Here is a 25,964-nt window from a genome sequence, read left to right as displayed (position 1 = left end):
TCTTTGGGGAGCTCATCTATTTGTTTAAATATCCAGAATATACCATTAGAATGTTCATTTTGTATTTCAATTAACAGATCAAGCATTTTATCTTCTTCAATCTCGGCATGAGTACAAGCAATACTTGAAGGTGCTTCAGTAATTTTATAAGCAAAATGTTTTTCTTTCATGATGACTCTCCATTTTATTCATCACTACGAGTAAATTATAGTCATTTATGTGCACATGTGGGGCAAATGATTAAAATAAATTCGTCCGAGTCAGGGAACTAAGGAGGAACACTGTATGTTTTCGTGGTTGCATTCGTCGCAGAGAAGAGTTACGGGTGCTCTTTTAGATGTGAGCGCTCAACATATTCTCTAGAGGTTAACAGTAAATCCTAATAATACAGCATGGAGTATCGGTATATTAGTAATGCTGGCGGTTTTTGTTGAAGGATAAATTTTCAACTTGGGATCGTTACCGTAAACGCCTTGATACAACAGATTTAAACTGGCTAAGGCTGTAATAGGGTAGCCGAATCCTGCTTGAAGCTCCCCGGCTAACTGGGAAACTTCTTTAATAGGCTTATGCTCCACCTGCCAATATCTGTATGCAATACCGCCTTTTAGCTGGGCAAAAAAAGAACTTCCGAATAATGGATCGCTTTTAGCGGTAACCAAAAGATCAAGCATAGGGCCCAGAGTTGTTTGCACTGGAAGCCATTCTAAAACAGCCAAGGTTTCATAAGGGATATCAAGACGCATCTTATTCCCACTTTGCAGGCCTAATTCCAGTCCCAGAGCAATATCGCCAGCAAGCATCAGTTCATTACCAAGTGCTAAGCGAGCAAGCATTGATTGCCCATCTTTTAGGTAGAGGTGTTGGAACTTCCCACTACCTACACTGGCTGTAATGGTCCACGGCTGATCCTGAGAGGTTAGTTCGGGGTAGTATCCATCAGCGAATACATTGACTGATAATAAAATTCCTATTGCGAGTAATTGTAATTTCATTTTCATCTGTCATATCCCTAATTTAATTGGTTTATTCAGAAAGTGAATTTTGTGTGTAATCTTGCATCGACATTGACTTGGGACTTAAATTTGGCGGAGAGAGAGGGATTCGAACCCTCGATACGTTGCCGTATACACACTTTCCAGGCGTGCGCCTTCAGCCGCTCGGCCACCTCTCCAACGGGCCAAGCTTATACTTGTCAGCAAATAAAAGCAAGGATTTCACTGTATTTACATTGAATTTGGTCGCTTAAAGTGTCTTTTGGGTACGCTTCTAATTGTTATAGATAATTATTTCAGGATCTGCGGCCTTACCTCCTCACTTGATATGGTACTTAAAAAAAGCGATTTTGGTGCAAACTGCTGATATGTCTGTAGAACTAATAATCAATAATGAGAAAACTAAATTGATTAAAATTTATTGATTTTGGTTTAATTTAGATGTATTTTCGCACTTTACTTTATATGGAGTTAGTCATTATGTCTGTGCAGAGCGATATACAGAAAGGTGTTTCTGATTTGAGTTTGATTATCGGTAAAGGATTAATGTATGGAGGAGGGGCTAGCCTTTTGGTTATGGCTGTAATCGGAACAGTTTCTATTGATATCGTTTTACTTCATTATGCAGAAAAGACTCAAAATAGTTTTTTAACTGGTTATATCTTGGGTACTATGCTTTGGGGACCTAAGGTTAATCCATTACCTGCCCTCATGTTATCACCTATTACCTCCCTTATTGCTGTAGGGTTATCTGTAGCCTTAGGTGTTCCTGGCGTAGGTGGAGCTATTTTGGCGGGATGGGCTTTTGCTGCGACTGTATTGGGACTTGGTTATGGGCTGGTGGCATTGTCTGAGGCAATTGAACCTGAAGATGATTATGAGCGCAGAAGTTCTTATTCCTTCGCATAATTTTCTGTTCCATTCTTTCTATTTATTAAAGTGAACTACGGCCGTTGGAGACAATGGCTGTAATAATCATTCGTTGCAAAGATTTATTCTATGCTGCAATACATTTTAGGGTAGAATTGTATATACTAAATATACTGTTTGAGCTTCTCTAAAATACGGTCTAAAACGATGCGACGCCTTTGGATTTTTTCTATAATGCTTCTTTTAAACTCCCCTGGCTGGGCGTTTACTTGCTTCTACACCTTGGCAAAAGACAGTTGCTGGACTAATTATGATGTGACAGTTGATGTCATTGATGCTTCAAATTTGAATAAAGTCTTTTCACTCACGGTTCCTAAGGGCAAATCATGGGGGCGGGTGGAATTTAATTGTACTGAAGCCCAAAGTCTGCTTTATTACGCTCGATATTCTCCAGTTTTTTGGCAAAGTGAAAAAGGCAAAACTTATCCTGCACTTAGAAACTGGACATTACCTGGTAAAATAAATCCTGGCGACTTGGCCTGGACAATTCCTGTCTGTTTTCCTAATGATTTTTCCCAGGTGCCTTTACCCCCAGATGCGAAGGGAAATTGTAAATGCGATTTTAGTAGTATTCCTGAACCCAAAGTGAAGCAGTGATTGTTTGTCTTAGTACATATCTTTGTGTATTATTTCGTGCATATTTTTTGATGGAGCGGGCAATTGATTACCCTTAGAAATAAAATTGGACAAATGCTGATTATGGGCTTTAATGGCTCTGAAATTAGTGAGCAAAGTCCCATAGCTCAGTGGTTATCAAGTGATGGTTTAGGCGGTGTTTTATTGTTTGACAAAGATCTGCCGACAGGCACACAGGGTAAAAATTTAAAAAATCAAACACAAATTAAACAATTGAGCCATCATCTGAATTATTATTCATCATTAGCTACTGCAGAAGATGAAAAAAATCCCTTATTAATTGCTCTGGATTATGAGGGGGGTGTTGTTGATCGCTTGACTCAAATTGATGGCTGCATGACGACAATGAACGCGATGAGCCTGGCTGCACTATCTGAATCTGAGTTTGATGAAGAAGTGGGGCAAATGGCATCTACTTTAAAATCCTTGGGTTTTAATCTGAATTTTGCCCCAGTTGTTGATTTAAATCTTAACGATCAACAAGGCATTATCGGAAAATTAGGTCGAAGTTTTTCGAACAAACCGGATATCGTAGCTCGCATTGCCAGCAGATTCGTTGAGATATTCAGCAGTTATGGTATTGCCTGCTGTTATAAACATTTTCCTGGGCATGGTAGTGCGATAGGAGATACTCATGAGGGATTTGTCGATGTGAGTGAAACGTTTCATTTTGATGAGTTAGCACCTTATCGTAGTTTGGTGAACGATTTAGATAAACCCGTTATGGTGATGACTGCGCATGTAGTCAATAAATCTTTGGACAGTCAAGGTCTTCCTGCCACTCTTTCTCATGAAATCCTCACCGGATTATTAAGAAATACTATGGGATACGATGGGGTAATCATCAGTGATGATTTGCAAATGCAGGCTATTTCAAAGCATTACTCTCTTGAAGAGTCATTGAGCCTAACAATCAATGCTGGTGCGGATATGGTTATTTTTGCAAATCAGTTAGGCAATATCACAGCACCTGAGGTTATTGATTGCATTGAGCAATTAGTACTGAACAAGATCATTGAGCCTAAACGTATAGACGAAGCATACAGACGCGTAATGCAATTTAAACATCAGCTCACTAGTGTTGAATTGGTTTGATAGGTTTTTTTTCAAAGTACCGTGAGCAAGTCACGGTACTTTAGTACGCTAGTTTTGTCGCAACTTATTGAGATGTTACACTTATTTTTGCAGAATATTTATATAAGAGTATTGACGAAAAATCATTGTATGTTAGAATGTATTCGATATGCTCAAAATTTAATCAAAAGGTCAGTGCTGTTTATGTCAATCCAACCATTACATTCTTCCCGCCTTAATTCTTATTCTGACACCATCATATTGTATTGTTGTTGCTGATAAATCCTGATTTGCCTTTTTAATCATTTGTTTTAAGGATTTTCACTATGTGTGCAGCGCATCAACAAAAGAAAAAAATTATTTTCAGCACGCCTCTAATTTATACTCTGATGATAGGTTTGGGAATTATAAGTGGCATGTCTGATATAGCCCTTTTAAAAGGGATTGGTTTGCTGGTTTCTGATTTATTTATAAAAATATTTAAATGCATTAGTTTGCCAATTATTTCTCTTTCGATCATTGTTACTTTGGCTAATTATAAAACTGATGGAGTAATGAAGAGAATATGGCAAAGAACCATCAAGTATACTTTTTTAACCACTATAGTTGCTGCGACTATAAGTTGTTTACTTTATATTATTATAAACCCAAGTACCGTTGAGGTTAATTTACAAGCAGCTTCTACTGGTGCAACAAATAATCTGGGTTATCTTGGATATTTAGCTAATATTATCCCCACAAATTTATTGTCTCCATTTCTTGAGCAACAAGTAATGGGGGTGCTCTTACTGAGTATTGTTGTTGGATTTGCTATACGCCAGATTCCTGAAGATGATTCTCGCGAAACCATTACCCGTTTTTTTCGTGGCGCGCATGGAATGTTCCTTGTAATGACACGCTGGATTATTACTTTAATTCCTTTAGGGCTCTTTGGATTTATTACATCTACAGTTGTTCAGCTGCGCTCAGGTATGGATATTAAAGGGATTGGTCAGTACTTATTGATCATAGTATTAGCCAATGTGATTCAGGGGTTTGTGATTTTACCTTTATGGCTGCGAATGAATGGAATTAAACCGTTTGCTACCATGCGAGCAATGATACCTGCATTATCCGTCGCATTTTTCTCCAAATCTTCTGTGGGTACTTTGCCAGTAACCATGAATACAGTAGAAAATAATCTTCAGGTCAAACCTCAAATCAGTCGTTTCGTATTGCCTTTATGCACCAGTATTAACATGAATGGTTGTGCTGCGTTTATCTTCGCAACTGTAATTTATCTGATGCAAAGTCATGGCATGCCTATTTCTTATGCAACTATGGGATTGTGGATTTTTGTATCAACTATTGCTGCCATCGGAAATGCGGGCGTGCCTATGGGATGTTTTTTCCTAAGCGTCAGTTTGTTATCCAGCATGAATGTTCCCATCACTTTAATGGGAGTTATCCTGCCGTTTTATGCGTTGATTGATATGCTGGAAACTGCATTAAACGTTTGGTCAGATGCTTGCGTGACCAAAGTTGTTAATGATAAAGCGCTTGCTGATGAAGTAGTTAAAGAAAAACCCAAGAAGCAATCTGTTTTGGAATTAGAATTGGGATAAACAGATTCATGCTGAATTTTTATCTGTATTGTGTACTGAAAACTCCTGTCTTCATGTGATACAGAAGTTTTTAGTTGATAACCCTAGGTAATTACACATCAACAACTATATTAAACCCACCATAAATCATGCGTTTTCCATCAAAAGGCATGGGGTTGTTATCTGGTTTTAAACGAAGATCTTCCATGGCTTTTTGCATTCCTTCATCACGAACTTTTCTGGAGGGCCAAAGTATCCAGGAAAATACGACAACTTCATCTTCTGTACATTGTACCGCCATTGGAAAGGACGTAATTTTTCCTTCAGGTACATCATCTCCCCAACATTCAACCATTTGTAAAGCACCATGTTCTTTAAATACCAAGCCGGCTTTTTGTGCATGCTCAATGTATTTCTCTTTATTGGCTTTGGGAACGGCAACGACGAATCCATCTACATAATTCATACAACCTCCATTTATGGCTTATTAAACAAAGTAGAGTATAAATATGGAGCAGTTGGTTCTATTTTTCAAATAATTTTTTTGTGACCGGGGTACTAGTGATCATAGGATATGGGTTTTTTACGTAATATCTTTTGTTGCCCATGCATTGATTTTTCATCCAGCATTTTTTGTTTTGAACGCCTTGAGCGCCGTTTCTTTTGGCGTTTTAATTTTTCCCTTCTTTGTTGGTCTTTGGTTTTTTCATCACTTACCGTGGTGTGCAATTTTTCACATAATCTGATTCGTGCATAATAGCGATTGTCTTCGCGGCTTCTGCTTTCCTGGCATTTGACTTCAATTCCGCTAGGAACATGTTTTAAGTACACACTGGATGATGTTTTATGTAGTTTTTGGCCACCGCTTCCACTCCCTGTGATGAATTTTTCAATAAGTTCATCTTCAATTATTTCCAGTTGTTTCATCCAGGCTCTTAGCCTGTCCCATTTATCTTTACCCACCATGAGTCTGATGCACCATGAAAAATTCCAATTGCCTTGTTATTTTATTAAAGAGTAGCCGGATATAATACATTAAAGATAACTACATTAATGCACATTATCTTTATTATTATGAAGGTCTTCTATGTCATTTCTGACGATTTTTATGTAAAAGATGTGTTAATAACCTACTCCATAAATTTCGGAAATGATTTTGTGTGCTATGTTTATAGCAACACAATCAAAAAGCAGGATTGACCATGTTAAAAAAATTGATCGGGATTTTGAGTGTTGCTATTCTGTCATGTTTTGCCGCAATTTCTGTTGCGGAAGATGTTGCAGAGCCCGCAGATGTTAAGTGCAAGGACAACAACGGTAAACCAATAACCGTCAAAGCAAAAACGATATCTATTTATAATAATACGGAAGACACGATTTATCCCGTCGTGTCAACGAGTATGAACTCCGTAAATGAATGGCTTCAAGGCTGTTTCCGTACTAGCATAAAGATTGCGTATCCAACCAAGTTTGTTTATAAACTGTATGTTAATGAAGGTACTGGAATAGCTCCTGGTTCATCAGTAACCATCACCCTCCCTTTATATAGTAAGTTATCCGATGATCTTTATGTAACCTGGTGGAATGGTGGCCGGGTGGTTTTGGCTGATAAAAACGAAGGACTTCGTAATAAGAAAGATGTGTTAGTAAATCCTTCTCCTGAGGAAGTAACTTGCCAGGGATCAGGTACTGGATGCGAATTAAGCATTTATTCCAGTGATGCTCAGTTCCCTGAAAATATTTATGCGCAGTTATCTGAATATACGTTCGGTGATTCCATTATGACGCCTGAAGATGCGGCAAAATCACCAGATGAACAAGCTCGGTTACTAAAGCCTGAAAATGTGGGATACAACATTTCTTATGTTGATCATGTCTACATGCCTGTTGCCATTGCTCCTAAAAAGAACCCTTATATAGGATATAGCGGGTCTACAAAATCTATGGGAGAGTTTCGAGACAAGCTCAGGTCGTTTTTAAACACCGATGCAGGACAAGGCTGGCCAGTATATAACTTGTTCGAGTTGAAGTTACCAGGGGGATATAATGTTTTTGCTCAACGCTTTGGTACTTTGCCTGCTAATGATAATGTACCTGTCAAACCGGATGGTAAAGACAGCGCTCCACCCGTGTTGACTGTCTTATCGTGCCAGCAGGGGCAATGTACTGATGAACAAAAAAAATCACTTCATTTTGGTCAGGCGGTGCAACGCATGCAGAATTTATGGGGAAGTTGTGTTGCATGGGATGAAGATGTGAGTAAATACGTCACAGAAAAAGTGGATTGTCCTGATGATTTGCAAAAGAAACTTGTTGCTATTCAAGCATTTTACCAGAAAAATTATCAACAATATCTGGCGATGTATGACGCAGGACAATGTAATGAGATAAAAGACAGCAAACCTGTTCCTTTTAATTATTGGAATACCATTCAGCATATTTATGGCTGGGTACCTTTCAATGAAGGATGTGGTGCTGCAGCTAACCCTTTGGCTAATACCAGTATACCGGACTGGAATCATGCTCAAATTCAATCAATGTACATTCACTACTTGCAGTATATTTACAACACGAATATTAGGCCTGAATTAGTGTTTAACCCTTACGTTCAATTGATTCATGATAAGGATTATCTGGATATGGATGCTTATGCATTTTCTGTTGATGATGCAGTTGGATTCATGAGTGAGCTGGGAGATGGATTGATTTTTACTGTGGGCGGGACTAATGGTCTTGAAAACCCAGACCACTTTAACTATGAAGATGGTTTCTCTGTAGCGATTGGGGTGCCTCAGGAGATGAGTAAGGAGGTAACTAAGCCTTTGATTACTAAATATGGTGTATGTGTTTATGGTAAGGAGGCTGGCAATAAGGAGTGCGATCAAGTCACCCAAGATGTGATTATGCCAACTAACAGTCAGATTGCTGGATTTCGAGTGGGCACTGTTGCTTCATATCCTATAAAGGTACAGTTTACTGATCTGAATAATAATGTGTATACCTTTAGGGTTAATGTAAAATTTGCTCCTTGTACTGATGACATGAATCCCGCTAAATGTCCCATAAATAGAGGTAATATTATAAATAAACAAACCTGTAGTGTAACCAACAGCAAAGGAGAGCTGCACCCTAAGTCAGGAGAGTGGTGTCAAAATGCTAATCCTAATCAACAGAAAGAAAAGCAATTGACCAAAAACTATCTCAGCTTTCCCCAGCCGGTTGATTTTATGAAGTAGTTTTATGGTATGGTGGTGATGGAAAGCCCGGATTACAGTTACATGTAATTCGGGCATTGTGTTTTATATATCTATAAAAAATTACTGATCCCACTGTTCATGTGGTATTACCTTTTATGTAAGAAATCTCTCTTGATTGCGGGGGGGAGCTGGAGTTACCCATGGTATTTGCTCCTCGGGTTGTGTGGCTCTGCTCTGCAGTTTGAATATATCGTATGGCTCATGTGCTTTATGCCATCGAGATGATGCTCCTTCGGAAATTGTTCCTTTATTTTCAACTGTATAAGTGTGGGGCTGGAAAATAATCTTAACGGAATTTGTTTGTCGAGAGCGAGATAGAGCTTCGTCAAGCAGATAACATTCGCGAAGCCATGGATCCAAGATAATGACATTGTTTCCCCAGGTGTGCGGCTCATTTAAATGGGAGTCCGCTTTACGGTTGATCACAATAAATTCATGATCCCCATCATCAAGTGTTAGTATTTCGATAGGTACTGAGTTCTTAATGAAGGGAAGATCTGATTCATTGAATCCTTTTGAGGGATAATGCATCAACATGGCCATTGCTGCCTGAGAAAGATCAGAACAATCTCATTGAAAAATAACGTGTTCGCCTCTACCTGCTGTTACTTTTACCCTTACTCGCAAAGCATCTTTTTTAAAAAGATGTAAGTAATCTATCGACGTATAGACATTTTATGCTTATATTATCCGCAATAATAGTTTTCTGGAAAATGGCTGCATTGATTATGACTCACTTTAAAATTGGCGATCAAATATGGATTATTAGTTTTGAAATCGAAGACGATTTCTATTTATTATCCAGGCAAGTCATTACTGAATTGTTAGACGATGGCGTAGAATGTGAAGATGAATTCAATACATTTCATGTTGCCTATGAAGATATTTATAATACGAAAGAAGATGCTTTAGATTCTATGATTCAGCGTCTGCAGAATTTGCGTACGGATAGCAATTAATCTTCGCAACTCGCTTGCTTGTAGCTGGCCTATGAATCATAGTTGTCAGGCTAAGGAATTCCTGTATCAATAATTCGGACGAAGTGTTACGCTCGTAATTTGGGAAGTCCCGCGAAGCGCGTACCGATTATAAATGTATCATGCTGCACATGGACTTTCCGGATTCCGCTGCACCGCATTAGGGCTTTTAATTTTCTTCTTAGCCTGACCTACGAATTCATAGAAACCTTGTGCATTCCTATTAGTATCCTATTATTTAAGTAAATCCATACCTTGTTATTTTAATCCAAATCGTTTTTGCTAACAGGATATATAATGGAATGTAATCAATAAAAATTAGTTTTGATTACTGATAGAACCTTAGGTTTAGGAGGCGTTCTGGCTGAGCAATTAGTAAACTCGGGTGCCAAGGTTATTGTTACTTCCAGGCGAGCTGTTTTTAATGAGGTAACTACCTTTTTCCGATTGCCGATTGGCATGCCGAGATTCAGGTGCAGAACAGGATATCCTGGATATTGCAGGCAAGCCATGCTAATTTGGCATCCTGGTTTTACTACAATTTATTGAGATATTCAGATAAATAATTTGATGTGTGATTGTATTGGGTTGTAATTCATGTTTGGATATACTTTATTCTATGATTGTTATTGTGGGGGTTAACGTAATGGATTTTTCCTTTCCCGGTGCTTACCCTCATCAACAAATTCATTTAACCTTCAATAAAAAGGCTTTTAATATTCCTGAGGCGGTATTAGTCTACGCTTTTTATGACGGCAAATTGTTATTTACTCATCATTCTAAACGAGGATGGGAATTGCCCGGTGGAACTCGCAAGGCCCATGAGTGGCCAATTAATACAGTGATAAGAGAAGCTTATGAGGAGGCTGGTGCGGAGCTGGCTGCATTGGAGCCCATCGGCCAATACATCATTGTTCATCCTCACCAGCCTCAACATATTAAAACTATTTACATAGCGCATGTTCAGGAACTTCATCCATTGCCCAAGGGATTTGAAACAGATGATCGGAGTTTATTAATTCCTCCTGATGCAGATACTGTGTTTAACGATCCAGCGTACAGCTTATTACTTAAAGATAATGTATATCGTTTTAGTCTTCCGGTTGCACTCTCTGCTTTAGGTTCTGTTCAGTTGTCTACTGTCTCAGCGCAAATGGAGTGACTTTGCTACAACTTATTGAGGCGTTATATGAAGAGAATGTCCTTATGAGTTTTAAATTGAATGATTGGTTTTGTTATGTGAGAGATTATTTTTTTCTTCTATCATTTATGTTAGGGTCTGTTGATATTTTTTCTTTGATTCTACGATACACAGGTTTGGACGTGAAGAATCATCACTCAACTAATAATATTAGCAGGACTCAATAATGCAACCAAAAATAGCATTAATTACAGGAGGTTCGCGACGGATTGGTGCCGGTATTGCCGAGCTATTGCACCAGGAAGGAATGAATATCATTTTACATTATCGTAATTCAGTAGAAGATGCACAGCGTCTTGCGAATACGCTTAATGAGAAACGCCCTAATAGTGTTGCGTTATTACAGATGGATTTATTAAATACATCGGCTCTTTCTGAATTCATCGCTAAAGCACAAGCAATTTGGGGGTATTTTGATGTCTTAATTAATAATGCCTCTACGTTCTACCCAACCCCCATGGGTACTGTAAATGAAGAACAATGGGCTGATTTGGTAGGCAGTAATCTCACTGCTCCTTTTTTTCTTTCCCAGGCTGCCATGCCTATATTGTCAGAGCGTAAGGGCAATATCATTAATATTATTGATATTAAAGCAGATCGTCCTGCCAAACGTTATCCAGTTTACAGTATTGCAAAAGCAGGTTTATGGATGTTGACCAAAACTTTAGCCAAAGAATTAGCCCCCAATATACGCGTCAATGCTATTGCTCCTGGTGCCATGATTCCCCCAGAAGATCAAACTTTAAATCCCGAGCATCAATATGAAATGATTAAAAAAATACCCTTGCAGCGGATTGGCACTGCAGAAGATATAGCGAGAACAGTCCTTTTTCTAATTAATCAGGCACCTTATATTACGGGCCAAATGATTGCTGTAGATGGTGGGAGAGGGTTATACACCAGTGGGGATAGAGATTAATTTCAAGGTGAGTAGCCCTCATAGTGTAAAGGAGGGCTACTGGCAATTGATGCATTTAATTTGTATCGATGGTAATAGTATAAGATGCTGACTGCGGTGACGGGGTACCGGCTTGGTTCGTTTGTATTGCGGTAAAAACATGATTCCCGTCAGCCAATGCCGATGCTGGTATGAATAGCCAATTTCCAAACGCATCAACAGGCACTGTATTTAACAAGTTTCCATTACTAAAAACTGATACCGTTGCTCCAGGCTGACCATTGCCTGAAAGGGTCGGTTGTGCATCATCTGTAGTGCCATTATTAGGGATCGTGCCTGTTACTGGTCCAGTATCATCAAAAATATCAGTAATTACCGGAGCAAGGGGAATGCTGGTATCTATGGTAAAGTTAAATTCTGATGATAGAGAGGAGGTATTACCTGCCTGGTCTGTTGCTGTTGCTGTCAAAATATGTGGCCCATTCGCTAATGAACTTGTAGGAAATAAGGACCAGCTTCCATCAGAAAGTACAGTCGATGTGCCAAGCGGATTTCCATCAAGATAGAGCCTTATTGTGTCGTTAGGGCTACCAGTTCCTACAACCTGAGGAGTAGTATCATCTGTTGTGCCTCCATTCAATATTTGTCCTTGCACAGGCCCGACATCATCAAGCAGATAACTAATGGTGGGAGGTATTGGTGCCACAGTGTCTACTGTAATGGTATAAGGAGGAGATTGAGGGGATGTGCCTGAGGCGTTCGATTGTGTTGCGGTAAAGATATGAATACCATCACCCAATGGGGTTGTAATTGCAAAGATCCAACCCCCTGAGTTATTAACAGATGTTGTTCCCAGCAACGTATTACCGGTAAATAGTGATACCGTCGCATTAGGTAAACCAGTTCCTGCAATCTGCGGTGTAGTGTCATTAGTCGTGCCACCGTCAGGAATTACTCCTGTTACAGGCTCCTGATCATCAAAAACAGCAGTAATTAATGGAGCTACAGGTACAATGGTATTTACGTTAATGGTATATGGCGCTGATTGCGCTGAGGTGCTACCTGTTTGATCCGTTTGGGCCGCGGTAAAACTATGTGCTCCATCAACCAATGGCGTTGTTGGTGTATAGGACCAGCTGCCTGTACTATCAACAGATGTTGTCGCTAACAAATTGCCATTGTTAAAAATTGATATCGTTGCTCCGGAAAGACCGGTTCCTACAATTTGTGGTGTGGTGTCATCCGTTGTTCCTCCATTGGGTATTACTCCTTGTGACGAGCCTGTATTATCAATAATCTGGGTGATCATCGGTGCAGCAAGACCGGATAAATAGATGTAGCCATTCACTAAAGTAGTTTTTTGCCCATCAGGAGATTGTATCGTTACATCGACCACATTATTTGCAGGATCAATTCCTGGTGGGGCTGTGACCGTAATAGTCGTTGGTGATAATATCTGGATATCATGAGCTAGTTGGTTACCAAAATAGACCAGTAATCCTTGTACAAAATTATTGCCTGTTATGGTAACTATATTGCCACCGATAAAGGGACCGTTATTGGGGCTAATGCCTGCAATACTTGGCGCTAAAAGTTTAGTAATCTGCTCCGCAATGGCGAGTACTTGTTGCATTTTAACTGCGGGTGTTTTTGTCCATTGTAAAATGCTATTTAATTGCTGATCTCCTGCTGGATAGCGTTCATCATAACGTTTATTAGCATCTCCAAATAAACTTATTTGCAGGCTTATGCTTCTGTTATCCGGGGTCGCATTATGTGACGTAATATACTGACCCAAAAGCGATAATTCCATTCCTATTTTCTGCTTTTTAGGTAACCAGCTTATTCCAGTTTGATAAGTATCGTAAATCTCTCGTGCCGTTGCCTCTCCCATTATTTTAATACGTTCATTTAACAGTTGGTTTATTCTGATTCCTGCTCCTATACCGTTTCGATTGTGATAAGGAAGCAGAGATAAAATCGTGTTGTAATGGACTTCATCATAATACACATTACCGCTTACTAATGTGCTAGGGGCCAACAACATATCCAGTCCCATATCAATACCAGCACTCCGCGCACCTGCGATATTACGGTAATTAATACACTGCAGACCGGCATTAAAACCGCCACAATTACTGCCATTGGAAGAAAAGATGATGGGATCTAAGGATTTATTATCCGCTTTTGCATAATAGGTGCCTGCATTAAATCCCTGTATGAGTGGCAGATTGAACAGCTGTTGGAATCTTAAACCGTAGGCATCCTGATGCACTCGTGACTTGATGTTTCCTGAGTCGAAGAGGAAGGGGAGGCGTTGGTCAAAACGCTCTGCTGTAACTTTAATTTGAGACAATTCTGAAAGGCTATAGCCTACTGTCCCATTAATTCGATATTGATTGGAACCATATTCCCCTAAGGCATTTAAGGCCAGCTTTTCGCCTATAGGCAATGCATATTGTGCGTTAAAATATGTTCCTGTTAAATCACTGTATGTTATTCCCAGATCTAATGGCCCAGACATTCCCAATTGTTTGTTATTTAAGGACAGCATCTGAAGTGTCTGGTTTGGTAGATAATTGACCTGAGATAAGTGATTGGAAGAGTTGGGTTGTTTGGATGATGGTAGTGGAGCAATTGCGGCAAAGGCTATGTGAAAAAGCTGGACAAAGATCAGTACATTTGCAATAAGACAACGTAGCCAATTATTCTTCTTTTTTAAACCAGCCAACCCATTACTTAATTTATTATACAGTCTCATCCATAACCCTGTTAACTATAAAAAATTATTTTAACAATAAGGGGTTTAGCAAATATTTTCAAACGATTACGCTCAATATCAAGCAAATAATTAGATGAGGACTTTTGATGTTTCATTCTAAAATCCGATATTTTTAGCCTGAATATTCAGACCAGAAAAAAGATTCTAATTAGCCATAAATTTTTAATTGACGTAAGTAAATCTTGCATTTAATATTGCACCCGGACATTGCACTTGGCCTTGGATAGCCAAGTGGAATTATGGATATTTTATGGATGTATGGAGCAGTCTCGTGAAGGATTTAAGGAAATATCAACTAAATAATGGAATCGCGCGTGTTTTTTTTGTACAAAATCAACTTGTTGTTTTTTTAACCCGTTGTTGTTCATTATTCGCCTCGTTTAAGCACATGTTCTTAGCACGTTTAGTGGCTCAGCTCGGCATGGGGTTAAGTGCTTTTTGTTTTTCTATTACACTACAAGCCGGAATGCCGGTATGGAGTATTACGCCAGACCCTGGTTTTCCCCCTGTTACTTCAGTCAGTTCAACAACGTTTGCTCAGGTGAAATACAATGTAACTAATAATTCATCCAGGGCTCATAATCTAGTAATTGTACCGCAAACAGGTGTGAGTCAAAACGGTGCGTGCTTTCTTGCTCCTAAAGGATCTTGCGTACTGACATTAACCATTATAGGTAGTGCATTACCGGCAAGTGGATTGTCTGGGGGACCTGTGCTTTGTTCCACTAGTGATGGAACGACACCAAATCCCAATCAGTGTTATCAGCCGTATTCGACTGATCATTTAGCGATTACGATGGTTCCTAATCGTTTATCCATGCAGCCCATTCCAATCCAGGAAGCAACTGCCAATCAATTCTTTGTTTACAATCTCAAATCAGCAGTAACGTTTTATGAGGAAAACCTGAATGCAGGTTTTCCTGCACAGGCAATAGTGAGCCCGGCAGAACAAGATGGATTACGCTTTGATTCATCTAGTTTTTCTATCACTGGAACACCAAAACGTACAGGAACATATCTGTTTAAAGTTGGGGTACAAAATGCTTATGGTACTTCTGAGTTCATAGATTTTGCCGTGCAGGCTCAAGCTAATGCAAAAGACAAACCTGTTTTTAAACAGCACTATTCAATGGCCAGTGCTTTACCCGCTCAAAAGTACAGTATGAATCTCATGGAATTAGTTGAGCACCAAACCGGATTTATGCACACCAATCAGATTTCATTTCGTATCGATACCCAGTTGAGCCACCCGGATTGGTTAGATATCGCAAGTGATGATTCTAGCCGCCTGGAAGGCAAGGTGCCATCTGAAGCTGCCGGGAAGGAAGCGGAACTGACGCTTATAGCCTCCTCGAATACAGGCGGTGATTCTCTACCTTTAACGATAAAAATTCCTATTGCTTATGATCCAGCCCAAAAACCGGTAATTAATTCATTTGAGTTAGAACAATTGGCTGGTTCTAATATGTATGAAGATTTATCAAGCTACATTGATGATCCTGCCCATGATTCCAATCTTAAACTGATATTAGATAAAGTGGAGCCTGCCGCACCTTGGCTTAGCATTTCCTCTCTAAATCCAACGGTATTAGAAGGGACTGTTCCTGATGAGGCTACAGGCCAACAATTTCAGCTTACTCTACGGGCAAGCTCTGCAATTGGTGGTTCTTCTGAGCCAATAGTCATTCCGTTGCAGATAAGTATCGATCCAAAGCAGACTCCTCGTTTTAAGGCTGCTAAGCCATTGATGCCCATATTATATCGTAACCAGTCTTTTTCTTACGATTTTGTCGCAGCGAACGATATTTATCCTGAATTCAATGATGCTCCTTACCTGATTGCATTTGCTAAAGATTTTAATCCTCTTGGTTGGTTACGCCTTGAGGGGAATAAGTTAATTTCTGATAGGGTTCCAGATGTTCCTGATGATGTTGAAATAAAAATAGTGATAAAAAATACTCCCGGGGGAGCCTCAGAAGAATATTTATTGAGCTTAATTAGTATGGGCTGATTTGGCGGCTTTGTTGTAACAATTAAACCAGACATTAGGACGCATTATGACACAAGTATTTACAGGTGAAGGATTAGGTTTACAAGGTTCTTCTTTAGGTCTGGGCAGCTACGGACCTAAAGGCTCTGCTGCATTAGGGCAAGGTGGTGAATCCGTCTATGTTAATGCGGCAAATGGAAATTTGGTGTTACGTCAGTCAGATGGTTTTCTGGCTGATATTGGTTTTGGGCTGGACTTATTTCAAACCTACAATTCCCGTGGAGAAGGCAATTCCTGGTGTTTTAATCTTCAATCTCGTTTGGAATTTAGCGGCACGATAAATACCGAAGGCTCAACGGTGACGCGCATCGGTGAAGACGGCCATAGTAGTCGTTTTGTGTTTCATACCGGAAAACAAGCTTACGTACCAGAAGGCGGTGGCACTGCGCGACTGACCTACAGTCAAAACGGGTGGACGTACCGCGAGGGCAGCCAAAAAACTGCGTGTCATTACAATCAGGAAGGCCAGCTTAGGGAAGTTCGTGATTTGGACGGACATAGTTTTGTTTTTAATTATCAAAATGACCATCTGGTAAGTATTGTTGATACGAGCGGTAAGCAGGCAATAACCTGGTCTTTTCAGAATGGTTTGTTACAGGATGTGACTACAATCAGTGATGGAGTAATCACTCATCACTTGCATTATGAATATGATGACCAACAACGCTTACATAAAGTCAGTCGTGATTTAGGCCAGGGCAAGACTTTTTGGATTACCTACGATTATGCCGGAGATTCCAATAGAATCAGTGACATTAAGCAATCTGATGGAACTAGCCTTCATATCGAATACGATGCCGAGGGCCGGGTAAAAAAACTGGTTGATGGTGAAGGGCGCGTGACTCTTTATGACTATCAAGAGGGACAAACAACAATAACCAATGGTTTGGGGGAGTCCTGGACTTATTATTATGATGATAAAAACAGATTAACCGGCATCGACGGACCAGAGCAATACCGTATACGCTATCAATATGAAGGAGCTTTGCTGAGTTCTATCATTCAGGGCGATCAGATCTGGAAGTTTAGCTATAATGACAATGGCGATTGCATTCGGGTTGAAGAGCCTTCAGGTCAGGTGACGCAATGGCTTTATGATTCAGCTCATCATGTTATTTCGGAAACAAAATATCAGAGTTTTGATGGCACTCATCATCCGATAAAACCACAAACAACACGCTATCTATACGATGACCGTGGTCATTTACGTTTTGTCATTGCAGCAGATGGCACTGTGACTGAACGACGCTATGATGAACAAGGCCAACTCATCAGCACTCGTTGTTACCTTCGGGCCGGCTATGATGTGAGTGCTCTGAGTGACGAGGAACTGATGAGCCTGGAGCAAATGGAATCCTGGGTTGCCAGACAAAATCCTCAGGACGTCAGCCTGATTGACTATCACTATGATTGGCGAGGCCAACTCATAGAAGAACTGCACTACAGTCAGGTGGACTCCTTAGGCCACGGGATTGCTATTGATACATTAAGTACTCGTAGTCGCTATGATGCTTCAGGACGTCTGATTGAAAAAAGTACGCCAATTGATGGTGGGTGGAGCATTACTCAATACCTTTACGATGATTTGGGACGGCTCATTCAAACCATTGATAACCAAAATAATAGCCAACGTTTTGAATACGATGATGCGCATCAACGAGTGATTCAAACGGATGCGAATGGATTACAAACAATTCGTATTTACGACAAAAGTGGTTTATTACTTTCCGTCATGCGTATGGACAGTAGCCATACTTATGGTTCTATAACCTATAAATACGATGCCGCAGGCCGTTTAATAGCAGAAACAGGATTGGATGGCCTGACTGCTTATACTTTTTATGACCATCAAGGACGAATACAGGCTCAAGTGAGTACCAGCGGTCAAATTACTGAGACTTTATATAATGACGACGGATTCGTATTAAAAATATGCCAGTATGAGCAGCGTGTTTCAACTCAGGGCTGGCTGGAACTTACTCCTGATTTTGTTGCAATAAAGCCGCAAAGCAGTCCCGAGGATCGTATCACCCAGAATGTATACAATCAGTATAATCAATTGGTTTATCGCATTGACGCGCAAGGAGCGGTGATTCGTTATGACTATAATGCACAGGGACAAGTCATTTCTACAACTGCCTATGCGACGACATTAAGTTCATTTAATCCTCAGCACCTTCTGACTTTGGATACTGTTCATTTACTACCCGATTCAAAAGATAGGGTTGTCTATTATTACTATGATAGCCTGGGACGACTAGAGGCAAAGGTTGATGGTGAAGGGCATGCAACAGCTTATCGTTACGATAGGCGGGGGCATATCATTGAAACAGTACGTTATGCTAACCGACTAGCAAAACGGTTTAGTGACGATTGGCTGCAAGATAAGCCTGCTTTTTCAGTGAGTGATATTCATACCTATAGTCTTTATGATGCACGTGGACTTAAGGTTGCAGACATTGATGGTGAGCGGTATTTAATTGAGTACCGTTATGACAGTAACGGCTTACTCTTGGAAAAATACTCTTATGAGCAGGCCATAGCTCGAGGTGTGCTTATTAATGAAACAACGATGTTGGAACACATTCGCCCGCAAGTGCAGAAAAATGATCATCACATTACATACCAATATAATGATCTGGGCTTATTAATTCAGGAAAAAACACAGTCTGGTTTAATCACCAATTATGTTTATGATGAAATGGGGCAATTGGTGGTGAAAACCTTAACTGATGAGCTCACTTATGCCGCAAGGCAGCAACGTTATCGTTATGATATTCTGGGGCGTGTCATTCAGAGTCTTGATGAATTAGGTTGTGCTTTATTACAAAACGATTATCCGTCACAAGAACAGATTGAATTAATTTGGCAAAAACACAGCATCCATTTTGAATACGATAATTCAGGGTTATTACTGAGCAAGACCAATGCATTGAATCAGACTACCCATTATTTTTATGATGAAGCACGCGCATTACGATATACCGTGAATGCTGACGGGGCGGTCGTGGAAACTGGGTATAATGCATTCGGACAGGTCGCGTTTACTCGCTCGTTCAGTGCCTATTTTAAAACTAGCCTACAAGGATTAACCACAGAAGAACTGACCGTACGCTTACAGGTATTGCAAGATGATCGTTTCGATGAATTCACTCACTATAAATACAATACCATTGGCCAGATGATAGCTAAATACAGTGGAAATCGAAGTCTTGTAACTTCCAGTTATAATGCCTTTGGTGAATTAGACTTCAGTAGCCAAGGCATTGATGCTAAAAACAAAAACCTTACTGCCTTTGAATACGATAAACGAGGGCTACTTACCAAGCGGATTGATGATGTGGAAGGCCTCTCTCGAAGTAGCGATATTCGTTACGATGCTTTTGGTTGGGTGATTGGAACGAGCGATGGTCGTTTAAACCAGACAAATTATGTTTTGAATAAACGTGGGGAACAAATACACATTGTTAATGCTCACAACCAATTTAGAAGAATCAAATACGATGCGTTTGGTCGAATATTAACCGAAACAGATCATAGTCATACAAAGATTGTAAAAACTTTTAGCTACGATGATAAAAACAAGAGCATTACCTTAACCCATGGAATGGGAGCAGAGATTGTTACGCAATTTAATTCCTTTGGAGATAAGGTTTCGATAAAAGATGCTAATGGCTATACCACTGATTTCCATTATAATGAACAAGGGCAACTCATTCGAGAGGATGCTCCTGAAGGGACGTTTAAAGAATATAGTTATGATGAGTCAGGGCATCTTATTTGGCAGCAAAATGCGGGGGGGCAAATCATTGAATATCGTTATGATGCAGCAGATCATCTCTTATCTAAAACAGTGGATCCCAGCCATTTAAAAATTACTACTCTTTATCAATACGATGCACTAGGCCGGCAGCTGCAAGTCACGGATGCTAATGGCGGCGTGAAACAATTTAGTTATGACAATCAAGGCAATTTAATTAGAACCTGTGTCGACCCTGATGGGTTGAATTTAGTCACAGATTATTTTTACGATGACCGGGGCTTGTTAATTCGGCAAACTGAAATCAATTCATCCGGTGTTAATAAAAGCACCGCCTATCAATGGGATCATTTGGGTAGACGAATAGCCAACATTAGCGATCCTGATGGATTAAAGCTTACCACAACCTATCAGTACGATGCTAATGATAACCTTATATGCCAAACCGATGCGAATCAGCACAGTACTCACTATATCTATGATGCTTTAAATCGTTGTCGCTATCAAATAAATGCTTTGGGTGTGGTCACTGAGCATATTTATGATCCTGAGGGCAATGAAATAGAAACGGTACTTTATGCCAAAGCGATTGCTCAGTTACCGGATTATAATGAAGCGAGTTTGAAGGCCGTATTACAAGAAGACTCCATTCATGATCATTATCGATTTCGCCAATTTGATAACCTTGGCCAAGTACTTGGGGAATACGATGGTTTAGGTTATGCAACCACTTATGCTTATGACAAAAATGGTAATGTGATTCATATTCGCCAGCATGCTACAGCAATTTCCATTGATACGTTAAAACAGGGTAAAAGGCCTTTGCCACCACCGGATGGGGGGCGAGAACAGAACTTGGTATACGACGGTTTAAATCAATTACGTTTTACGTGCAGCAATGACGGATACATTACTGAATCTCAATATGATAAAAATGGACAATTAATCAGTCGTACGAGGTACGTAGAGCCTGTTAATCTAGGTAAAAATGGGCATTATACTTTAGAGAATATTCTTAAGAATCTTAAGGTTAATTCGCAACAGGATCAAACAATCCGTTACGCCTACGATAACGCGGGTCGTGTAGCAATAGAACTAAGTGCAGAAGGAATCGCCAAATCCTATCAATACGATAATTTGGGGCATGTTATGGCAAGTACGGTTTATGCCACTCGTACTTCTCTCGCCAATCTCACTTCTCTTGATGAGTTGAGAGTGACCAAAAGTGCAAACGACAGAACCAGTCATTTTGTTTATGATGCAGCGGGTCGTGAAGTGTATCGTATCAGTGGTGAGGGGCGCGTGATTGAACGCCGTTACGATGCGGTTGGCAATATGATTGCTGAATTAGCGCATGCAACACCACTGCATCTGTCTCTTTATGATGAACAAACCATCAAAAATGTGCTCTATGCTGCAAACAAACAAGCGAAACTCACCTCCTATGAATACGATGCTTCAGGTAGGTTGTTAGCTGAAGTGAATGCTCAAAAAACAACAACACGTTACACTTATGATGCTCAAGGTAATGTATTGAGTAAAACAGAAGCGAATCAAGCTTTATGGACTTATAAATACGATGAAGCAAATCAGCTCATAGAAACCATATCCCCCAAAGTAACAACGGCTCTGGGCCAGGAACAACGCTCCATAGTCACCAGGCATCGCTACGACAGCTTTGGTAATTTAATCGAAGTGGTTCGTGATGCAGAAGGATTAAAACAAACGCTACTTTATGAATTTGATACTAACAATCATAAAATAAAAACCATCTATCCTGATGTCACTGTGAATTGCTCCACTGCATCGGCTTCTAACCAGAGACAAGAACGTGCAGAGACTTTAGCAGAAGAAATTAAATACAACGCATTTGGCGAGGTGATTGCAAGTAGTGATAAAGCGGGTAACTGGAAGCATTTTACTTACGATCATGTAGGGCGGTTAGTGTACACCGTGGATACATTGGGGGGCTTAACCTATTATAAATACGATTCTTTTGGCAGGATGATTAATAAAACACTCTATGCCACTCCTCTTCAGAAAAGTGATGATTTTGAGTACACTCTCGATGCACTGACCAAGAAAAGAAGCAATAGCGAATACGACAGAAATGAATTCTATGTTTATAATTTGGATGATCAGGTCATCGAAGTCAGTCGTGACGCTATTAGAACGTATAATCCTAAAACCGGTCATTACGATAAGAGTATCAAGCCAACCACAAAAACGTTCTATAATGCCTTTGGTGAAGTGATTAAGTCTTCAGTAAAAATCAATGAGTCCGAATGGGCTGATACCTATACCTATTATGATAACGAGGGGCATCAAACAGCAGTTATTGATGCGGAAGGGTATGCCACAACCTATCAGTATAATGTGTTTGGTGACGTTGAGTTGATGACGGAACATGCTGTTGCCGCCAGAGAATGGAACACCAGTAATTATCGTTTGGGACAAACCAGTACTAAAGATCGAACCGTACTTTATCGTTATGATGCTTTAGGGCAATTGACTGAAAAAACCTTAAAACAAGTGGGTTATGAACGCTTAAAAGACGGTACTAATTTTTATGAGACCTTGGTAGGCGATCTCACAACAACCTACCGCTACGATGCTTTAGGGCATTTAATTGCGACAACAGATCCCAAAGGCAATACAGCCTACTGCTATTATGATGAATTGGGACAGTTGATTGCTAAAGTTGCCCCGGCAACACAGGAAGGGCGAGCTGCGACTACTTACTCTTATGATGCATTAGGGAACTTGGTCGAAACAAGGCGTTGGGCACAAGGCACACTTGAGGCCGATGAGTCTCATTTTATTTTAAAAGGGGCTGCAAGCCAGGACCTTATCACGAGGCAGGAATACGATACTCAAGGCCAGCTTATTGCTGAGAGCGATGGTCTTAATCAGCAGACCAATTACAGTTATGATGCCAATGGCAATCTGGCTCGCAGTTGGCGCACCTTAAAACAAGCAGACAATACAGCATTTATTCAAGACAAAAGATACAGCTATGACAGCGAACATCATCTGTTGCAGACAGCAACCTTTAAAAGCAGCGGGGAATTACGTACCGAGGAGGCAAACTATAATATCTTTGGCGAATTAATAGCTAAAGGTGCTAACGGTCATTATACCACTCATGTTGAGTATGACCTTTCAGGAAACGTTTGGCGCTCGAATACTCAGGGCTATTATCAGATTTTTGTTTACGATTTAATGGGGCAGGTGACTCAAATCGTGACCTCAACCAATAATTTTCGTGAGGAGCATAATCGTTCTGGAGTGGATTTATCGGCAAAGTATTTCGAACAACGCGTGAGTTATGAACAAGGCAATAACTATGATTTGCAAAGACAAGACAATTTTTACACTAAATCAGGTCATCTGTTACGTCAAAGAAAGGAGTATAGTGTTAACCCCACATCGCAGAATAACGAGCTGCATTTAGAATACGCCAATCAGTCACAAACAGTAGACCGTTGGGGTAATATGCTTACCTATACCAATACACAAGGTTTGGTAACCTGTTATGAATACAATGCATTCAATCAAATGATCAAACAAGAATTACCGGAAGTTCAGGTGGTTGATGAGCATGGAACAAGGCAGTTACTAAAGCCGATTAATTATTATGCTTACGATGAATTAGGCCAGGCGATTGCCATGGTTGATGCTAATGGTCATGCGGTAAGTAAAGAGTATGATGCTTTGGGGCGTGTGATTTCAGAGCGTGATGCCAAGGGAAATAAACGTACCAAACAGTACAATCTATTGGAGCAATTAACCCGTTCGACCAATGAGCTGGGCGGTGTAACGAGTTATACCTATGACCAGGCCAATCGTCTGATAGCATTAAACACCTCTAAAACGAATCAACAGTATGAGTATGATGAGGCGGGTGAGTTAATTAAGCAGATTAATGGCAATGGGGAAGAGACCCTGTTTTGGTATGATGCATTAGGTAATCAAATAAAACGCCGTGATGCCCGTGGTTATGAGACACATTATGAGTATGATGCCTTTGGTCATAAAACCAGAGAAATCGATGCAGAAGGGCGCAGCCAATCCTGGGTCTATAATGATGAGGGCAGAGTAACTCAGCACACCGATTTAGGCGGCCATGTTACGTATTACGAATACAATACCAATGGCTTATTAATTGAAGAGCGTTCCAGCGCAGGAAAGCATATTAGTTATCACTATCGCGGAGATGGGGCTCTTTTGCAATACGCGGATAAAGGGCTTAATGAGACCGTTAATTACACTTATGATGTGGATGGTCAAATGCTCAGTAAAGAATCAGGAAAAGGCAATACAGACACAGACGGCTGGGTACGAGAAACTGACTACTACCAATATGATGCCCTGGGTCGCCTGGTTCAGGTCAGGCGTAGAAATCCAAAAGATGACGATAAGACGTTTCCCAATAAGGACCATACCTTGCTGTCTATAGATTATGATTACGATGCGGTGGGCAATATCCGGCATACTCAGGTCAGCGCTAATTATACGGACTATGACGCACTACAAAGTGATGACTATTACCTGTATGATGAAAACAATCGCATGATAGTGAATAAGGGGCAATTGGTGAATGGTCAGATTATGATGACCAGTGCGCAAGGCAGTACTACCTCTTATGATGCCGCGGGGAATATTCAGAATGCCTCTACGTATGAATATGGTGCCCTTCAACATTATCATTATGTTTATAACGATGACAATCAATTGGATTTGATTCAACGTAATGGCATTAATCTGCAATCCAAATTTTATGATGCGTCTGGACGCGTGATAGAGGAGTACAGCTTTGATGGTGCAGGTAATTTGTCACAAAAAAACATCCTGTCGTATGATAAGGGCATATTAAAAGCGCAAAGTACTCATAATAGTGCTGGCATTGAAGTATCCAAAACGACTTTTGAGCACGATAAAGTGGGTAATCTGACTGAATTAAGGGCGCGAACCAACGCCCAGGGAGACACTTTAGGCAGCACGATGATACACGAATACGGGTATGACCTGTGGGATGGCTACCAACAGAGTCTGGATAAAGCGACTCTCAGTACCGATGAAGGTAGAGTGACTACCGGGAAGAGTACGAGACTTTATGACGCTAATGGTCAGTTACGCGAATCATTAGACGAACAAGGTGTTAATAGCACGCATTATATGAACAGTAGTGTTGAAGGGATAAAAGGAAGAAAGGATAAAGACGGCCAAACGCATTATTTGAGTGTTGCTGGAAAAACCATCGGTGACTTGCGCCTGGACACCGTGGGCAAACAGCATCTCACGGTGTATGGAGGCTTTGCTCCATCTGGGAGTCAGTCAAAAGCAGGTGCTGATGCTCCCTTTATGTGGCAACCGGGTCATAGTATGAACAGTACTAATGAGTTCTTGGAACGTACACCGGGAGACCATGCTGATGGAACATTGCCAGAAGCACCGCAAGATAATTTAGGCGCCTACACCTTACAAGCAGGCGATACGCTGGAAGGCATTGCCTTACAGGTTTATGGCGACAGCAGCTTGTGGTATTTACTGGCTGATGCCAACGGCATCAGTGATAAGAATGCGCAAGTGGGCAACGGTCAACTGCACCTTGGCCAGCGTTTGACTATTCCCCCTGTTGCTACAGGACAACACCATACCAACGGCACCCATAAAGTATTAAATGCCAATCAAATGATAGGGATGACCAGTGCCACCACTGCAAGCCCACTACCTCCTGCCCCACCACCATTACCTAAAAGAAGTAATGGCTTCTTTTCTAAAATTGTAGTGGGTGTAATGGCCATAGTTGCTACGGTGA

14 protein-coding genes, 1 tRNA gene and 1 pseudogene are annotated in these 25,964 nt (G+C 40.4%); 10 read left to right on the top strand and 6 right to left on the bottom strand.

The window, feature by feature from the left end; genetic code table 11:
• Window positions 1-359 precede the first annotated feature (359 nt).
• Together Q0495_RS07565 and Q0495_RS07560 are read right to left on the bottom strand one after the other, a co-directional pair.
• A complete protein-coding gene (locus Q0495_RS07565; protein ID WP_298624608.1) occupies window positions 360-1,001 on the bottom strand; it encodes a hypothetical protein in 642 nt (213 codons plus the stop codon).
• Between the two features lie 85 nt (window positions 1,002-1,086).
• A tRNA-Ser gene (locus tag Q0495_RS07560) sits at window positions 1,087-1,174 on the bottom strand.
• Between the two features lie 301 nt (window positions 1,175-1,475).
• Between Q0495_RS07560 and Q0495_RS07555 the strand changes: the two genes are divergently transcribed.
• From Q0495_RS07555 to Q0495_RS07540, 4 genes are all read left to right on the top strand, one after another.
• On the top strand, window positions 1,476-1,904 hold the full coding sequence (locus tag Q0495_RS07555; protein WP_298624606.1) for a hypothetical protein: 429 nt from the start codon (window positions 1,476-1,478) through the stop codon (window positions 1,902-1,904).
• 195 nt (window positions 1,905-2,099) lie between these two features.
• On the top strand, window positions 2,100-2,522 hold the full coding sequence (locus Q0495_RS07550) for a hypothetical protein (protein ID WP_298624604.1): 423 nt from the start codon (window positions 2,100-2,102) through the stop codon (window positions 2,520-2,522).
• A 63-nt stretch (window positions 2,523-2,585) separates the two neighbouring features.
• A complete protein-coding gene (locus Q0495_RS07545; RefSeq protein WP_298624602.1) occupies window positions 2,586-3,656 on the top strand; it encodes a glycoside hydrolase family 3 N-terminal domain-containing protein in 1,071 nt (356 codons plus the stop codon).
• Window positions 3,657-3,961: 305 nt separating this feature from the next.
• Entirely contained in the window at window positions 3,962-5,239 is a 1,278-nt protein-coding gene (locus Q0495_RS07540) for a dicarboxylate/amino acid:cation symporter (protein ID WP_298624600.1), read from the top strand.
• Window positions 5,240-5,330: 91 nt separating this feature from the next.
• Here the strand turns inward: Q0495_RS07540 and Q0495_RS07535 are convergent, their stop codons facing one another.
• Entirely contained in the window at window positions 5,331-5,684 is a 354-nt protein-coding gene (locus Q0495_RS07535; RefSeq protein ID WP_298624598.1) for a DUF1428 domain-containing protein, read from the bottom strand.
• Between the two features lie 92 nt (window positions 5,685-5,776).
• Window positions 5,777-6,184 (bottom strand): peptide chain release factor-like protein, encoded by a 408-nt coding sequence (locus tag Q0495_RS07530; protein WP_298624596.1) that lies wholly within the window; start codon window positions 6,182-6,184, stop codon window positions 5,777-5,779.
• Window positions 6,185-6,420: 236 nt separating this feature from the next.
• Here Q0495_RS07530 and Q0495_RS07525 point away from each other — a divergent pair, with 236 nt between their 5' ends.
• The gene (locus Q0495_RS07525) at window positions 6,421-8,454 is read left to right on the top strand and encodes a hypothetical protein (protein ID WP_298624594.1); all 2,034 of its coding nucleotides are present in this window, start codon (window positions 6,421-6,423) and stop codon (window positions 8,452-8,454) included.
• A gap of 114 nt (window positions 8,455-8,568) precedes the next feature.
• On the opposite strand, the gene Q0495_RS07520 is transcribed toward Q0495_RS07525, so the two are convergent.
• Window positions 8,569-9,018: a hypothetical protein gene (locus Q0495_RS07520; RefSeq protein ID WP_298624593.1), complete on the bottom strand. Its 450-nt coding sequence runs from the start codon at window positions 9,016-9,018 to the stop codon at window positions 8,569-8,571.
• 134 nt (window positions 9,019-9,152) lie between these two features.
• Between Q0495_RS07520 and Q0495_RS07515 the strand changes: the two genes are divergently transcribed.
• The 3 genes from Q0495_RS07515 (at window position 9,153) to Q0495_RS07505 (ending at window position 11,572) form a co-directional block, all read left to right on the top strand.
• Window positions 9,153-9,434 carry a hypothetical protein gene (locus Q0495_RS07515; RefSeq protein ID WP_298624592.1) on the top strand — a complete coding sequence of 94 codons (282 nt, stop codon included), beginning with the start codon at window positions 9,153-9,155 and terminating at the stop codon, window positions 9,432-9,434.
• Between the two features lie 664 nt (window positions 9,435-10,098).
• A complete protein-coding gene (locus Q0495_RS07510) occupies window positions 10,099-10,614 on the top strand; it encodes an NUDIX domain-containing protein (protein WP_298624590.1) in 516 nt (171 codons plus the stop codon).
• Between the two features lie 205 nt (window positions 10,615-10,819).
• Complete coding sequence (locus tag Q0495_RS07505) at window positions 10,820-11,572, top strand: pteridine reductase (protein ID WP_298624589.1); 753 nt, start codon at window positions 10,820-10,822, stop codon at window positions 11,570-11,572.
• A gap of 55 nt (window positions 11,573-11,627) precedes the next feature.
• On the opposite strand, the gene Q0495_RS07500 is transcribed toward Q0495_RS07505, so the two are convergent.
• Entirely contained in the window at window positions 11,628-14,312 is a 2,685-nt protein-coding gene (locus tag Q0495_RS07500) for an Ig-like domain-containing protein (RefSeq protein WP_298624588.1), read from the bottom strand.
• Window positions 14,313-14,604: 292 nt separating this feature from the next.
• Between Q0495_RS07500 and Q0495_RS07495 the strand changes: the two genes are divergently transcribed.
• A complete protein-coding gene (locus tag Q0495_RS07495; RefSeq protein ID WP_298624586.1) occupies window positions 14,605-16,344 on the top strand; it encodes an Ig domain-containing protein in 1,740 nt (579 codons plus the stop codon).
• Between the two features lie 46 nt (window positions 16,345-16,390).
• Window positions 16,391-25,964, top strand: a pseudogene (locus Q0495_RS07490) (LysM peptidoglycan-binding domain-containing protein); the annotation flags it as partial.

It is taken from the genome of uncultured Legionella sp. (genome assembly GCF_937871865.1).
Taxonomy (GTDB): domain Bacteria; phylum Pseudomonadota; class Gammaproteobacteria; order Legionellales; family Legionellaceae; genus Legionella.
This window is presented reverse-complemented; position numbering and strand designations above follow the sequence as displayed.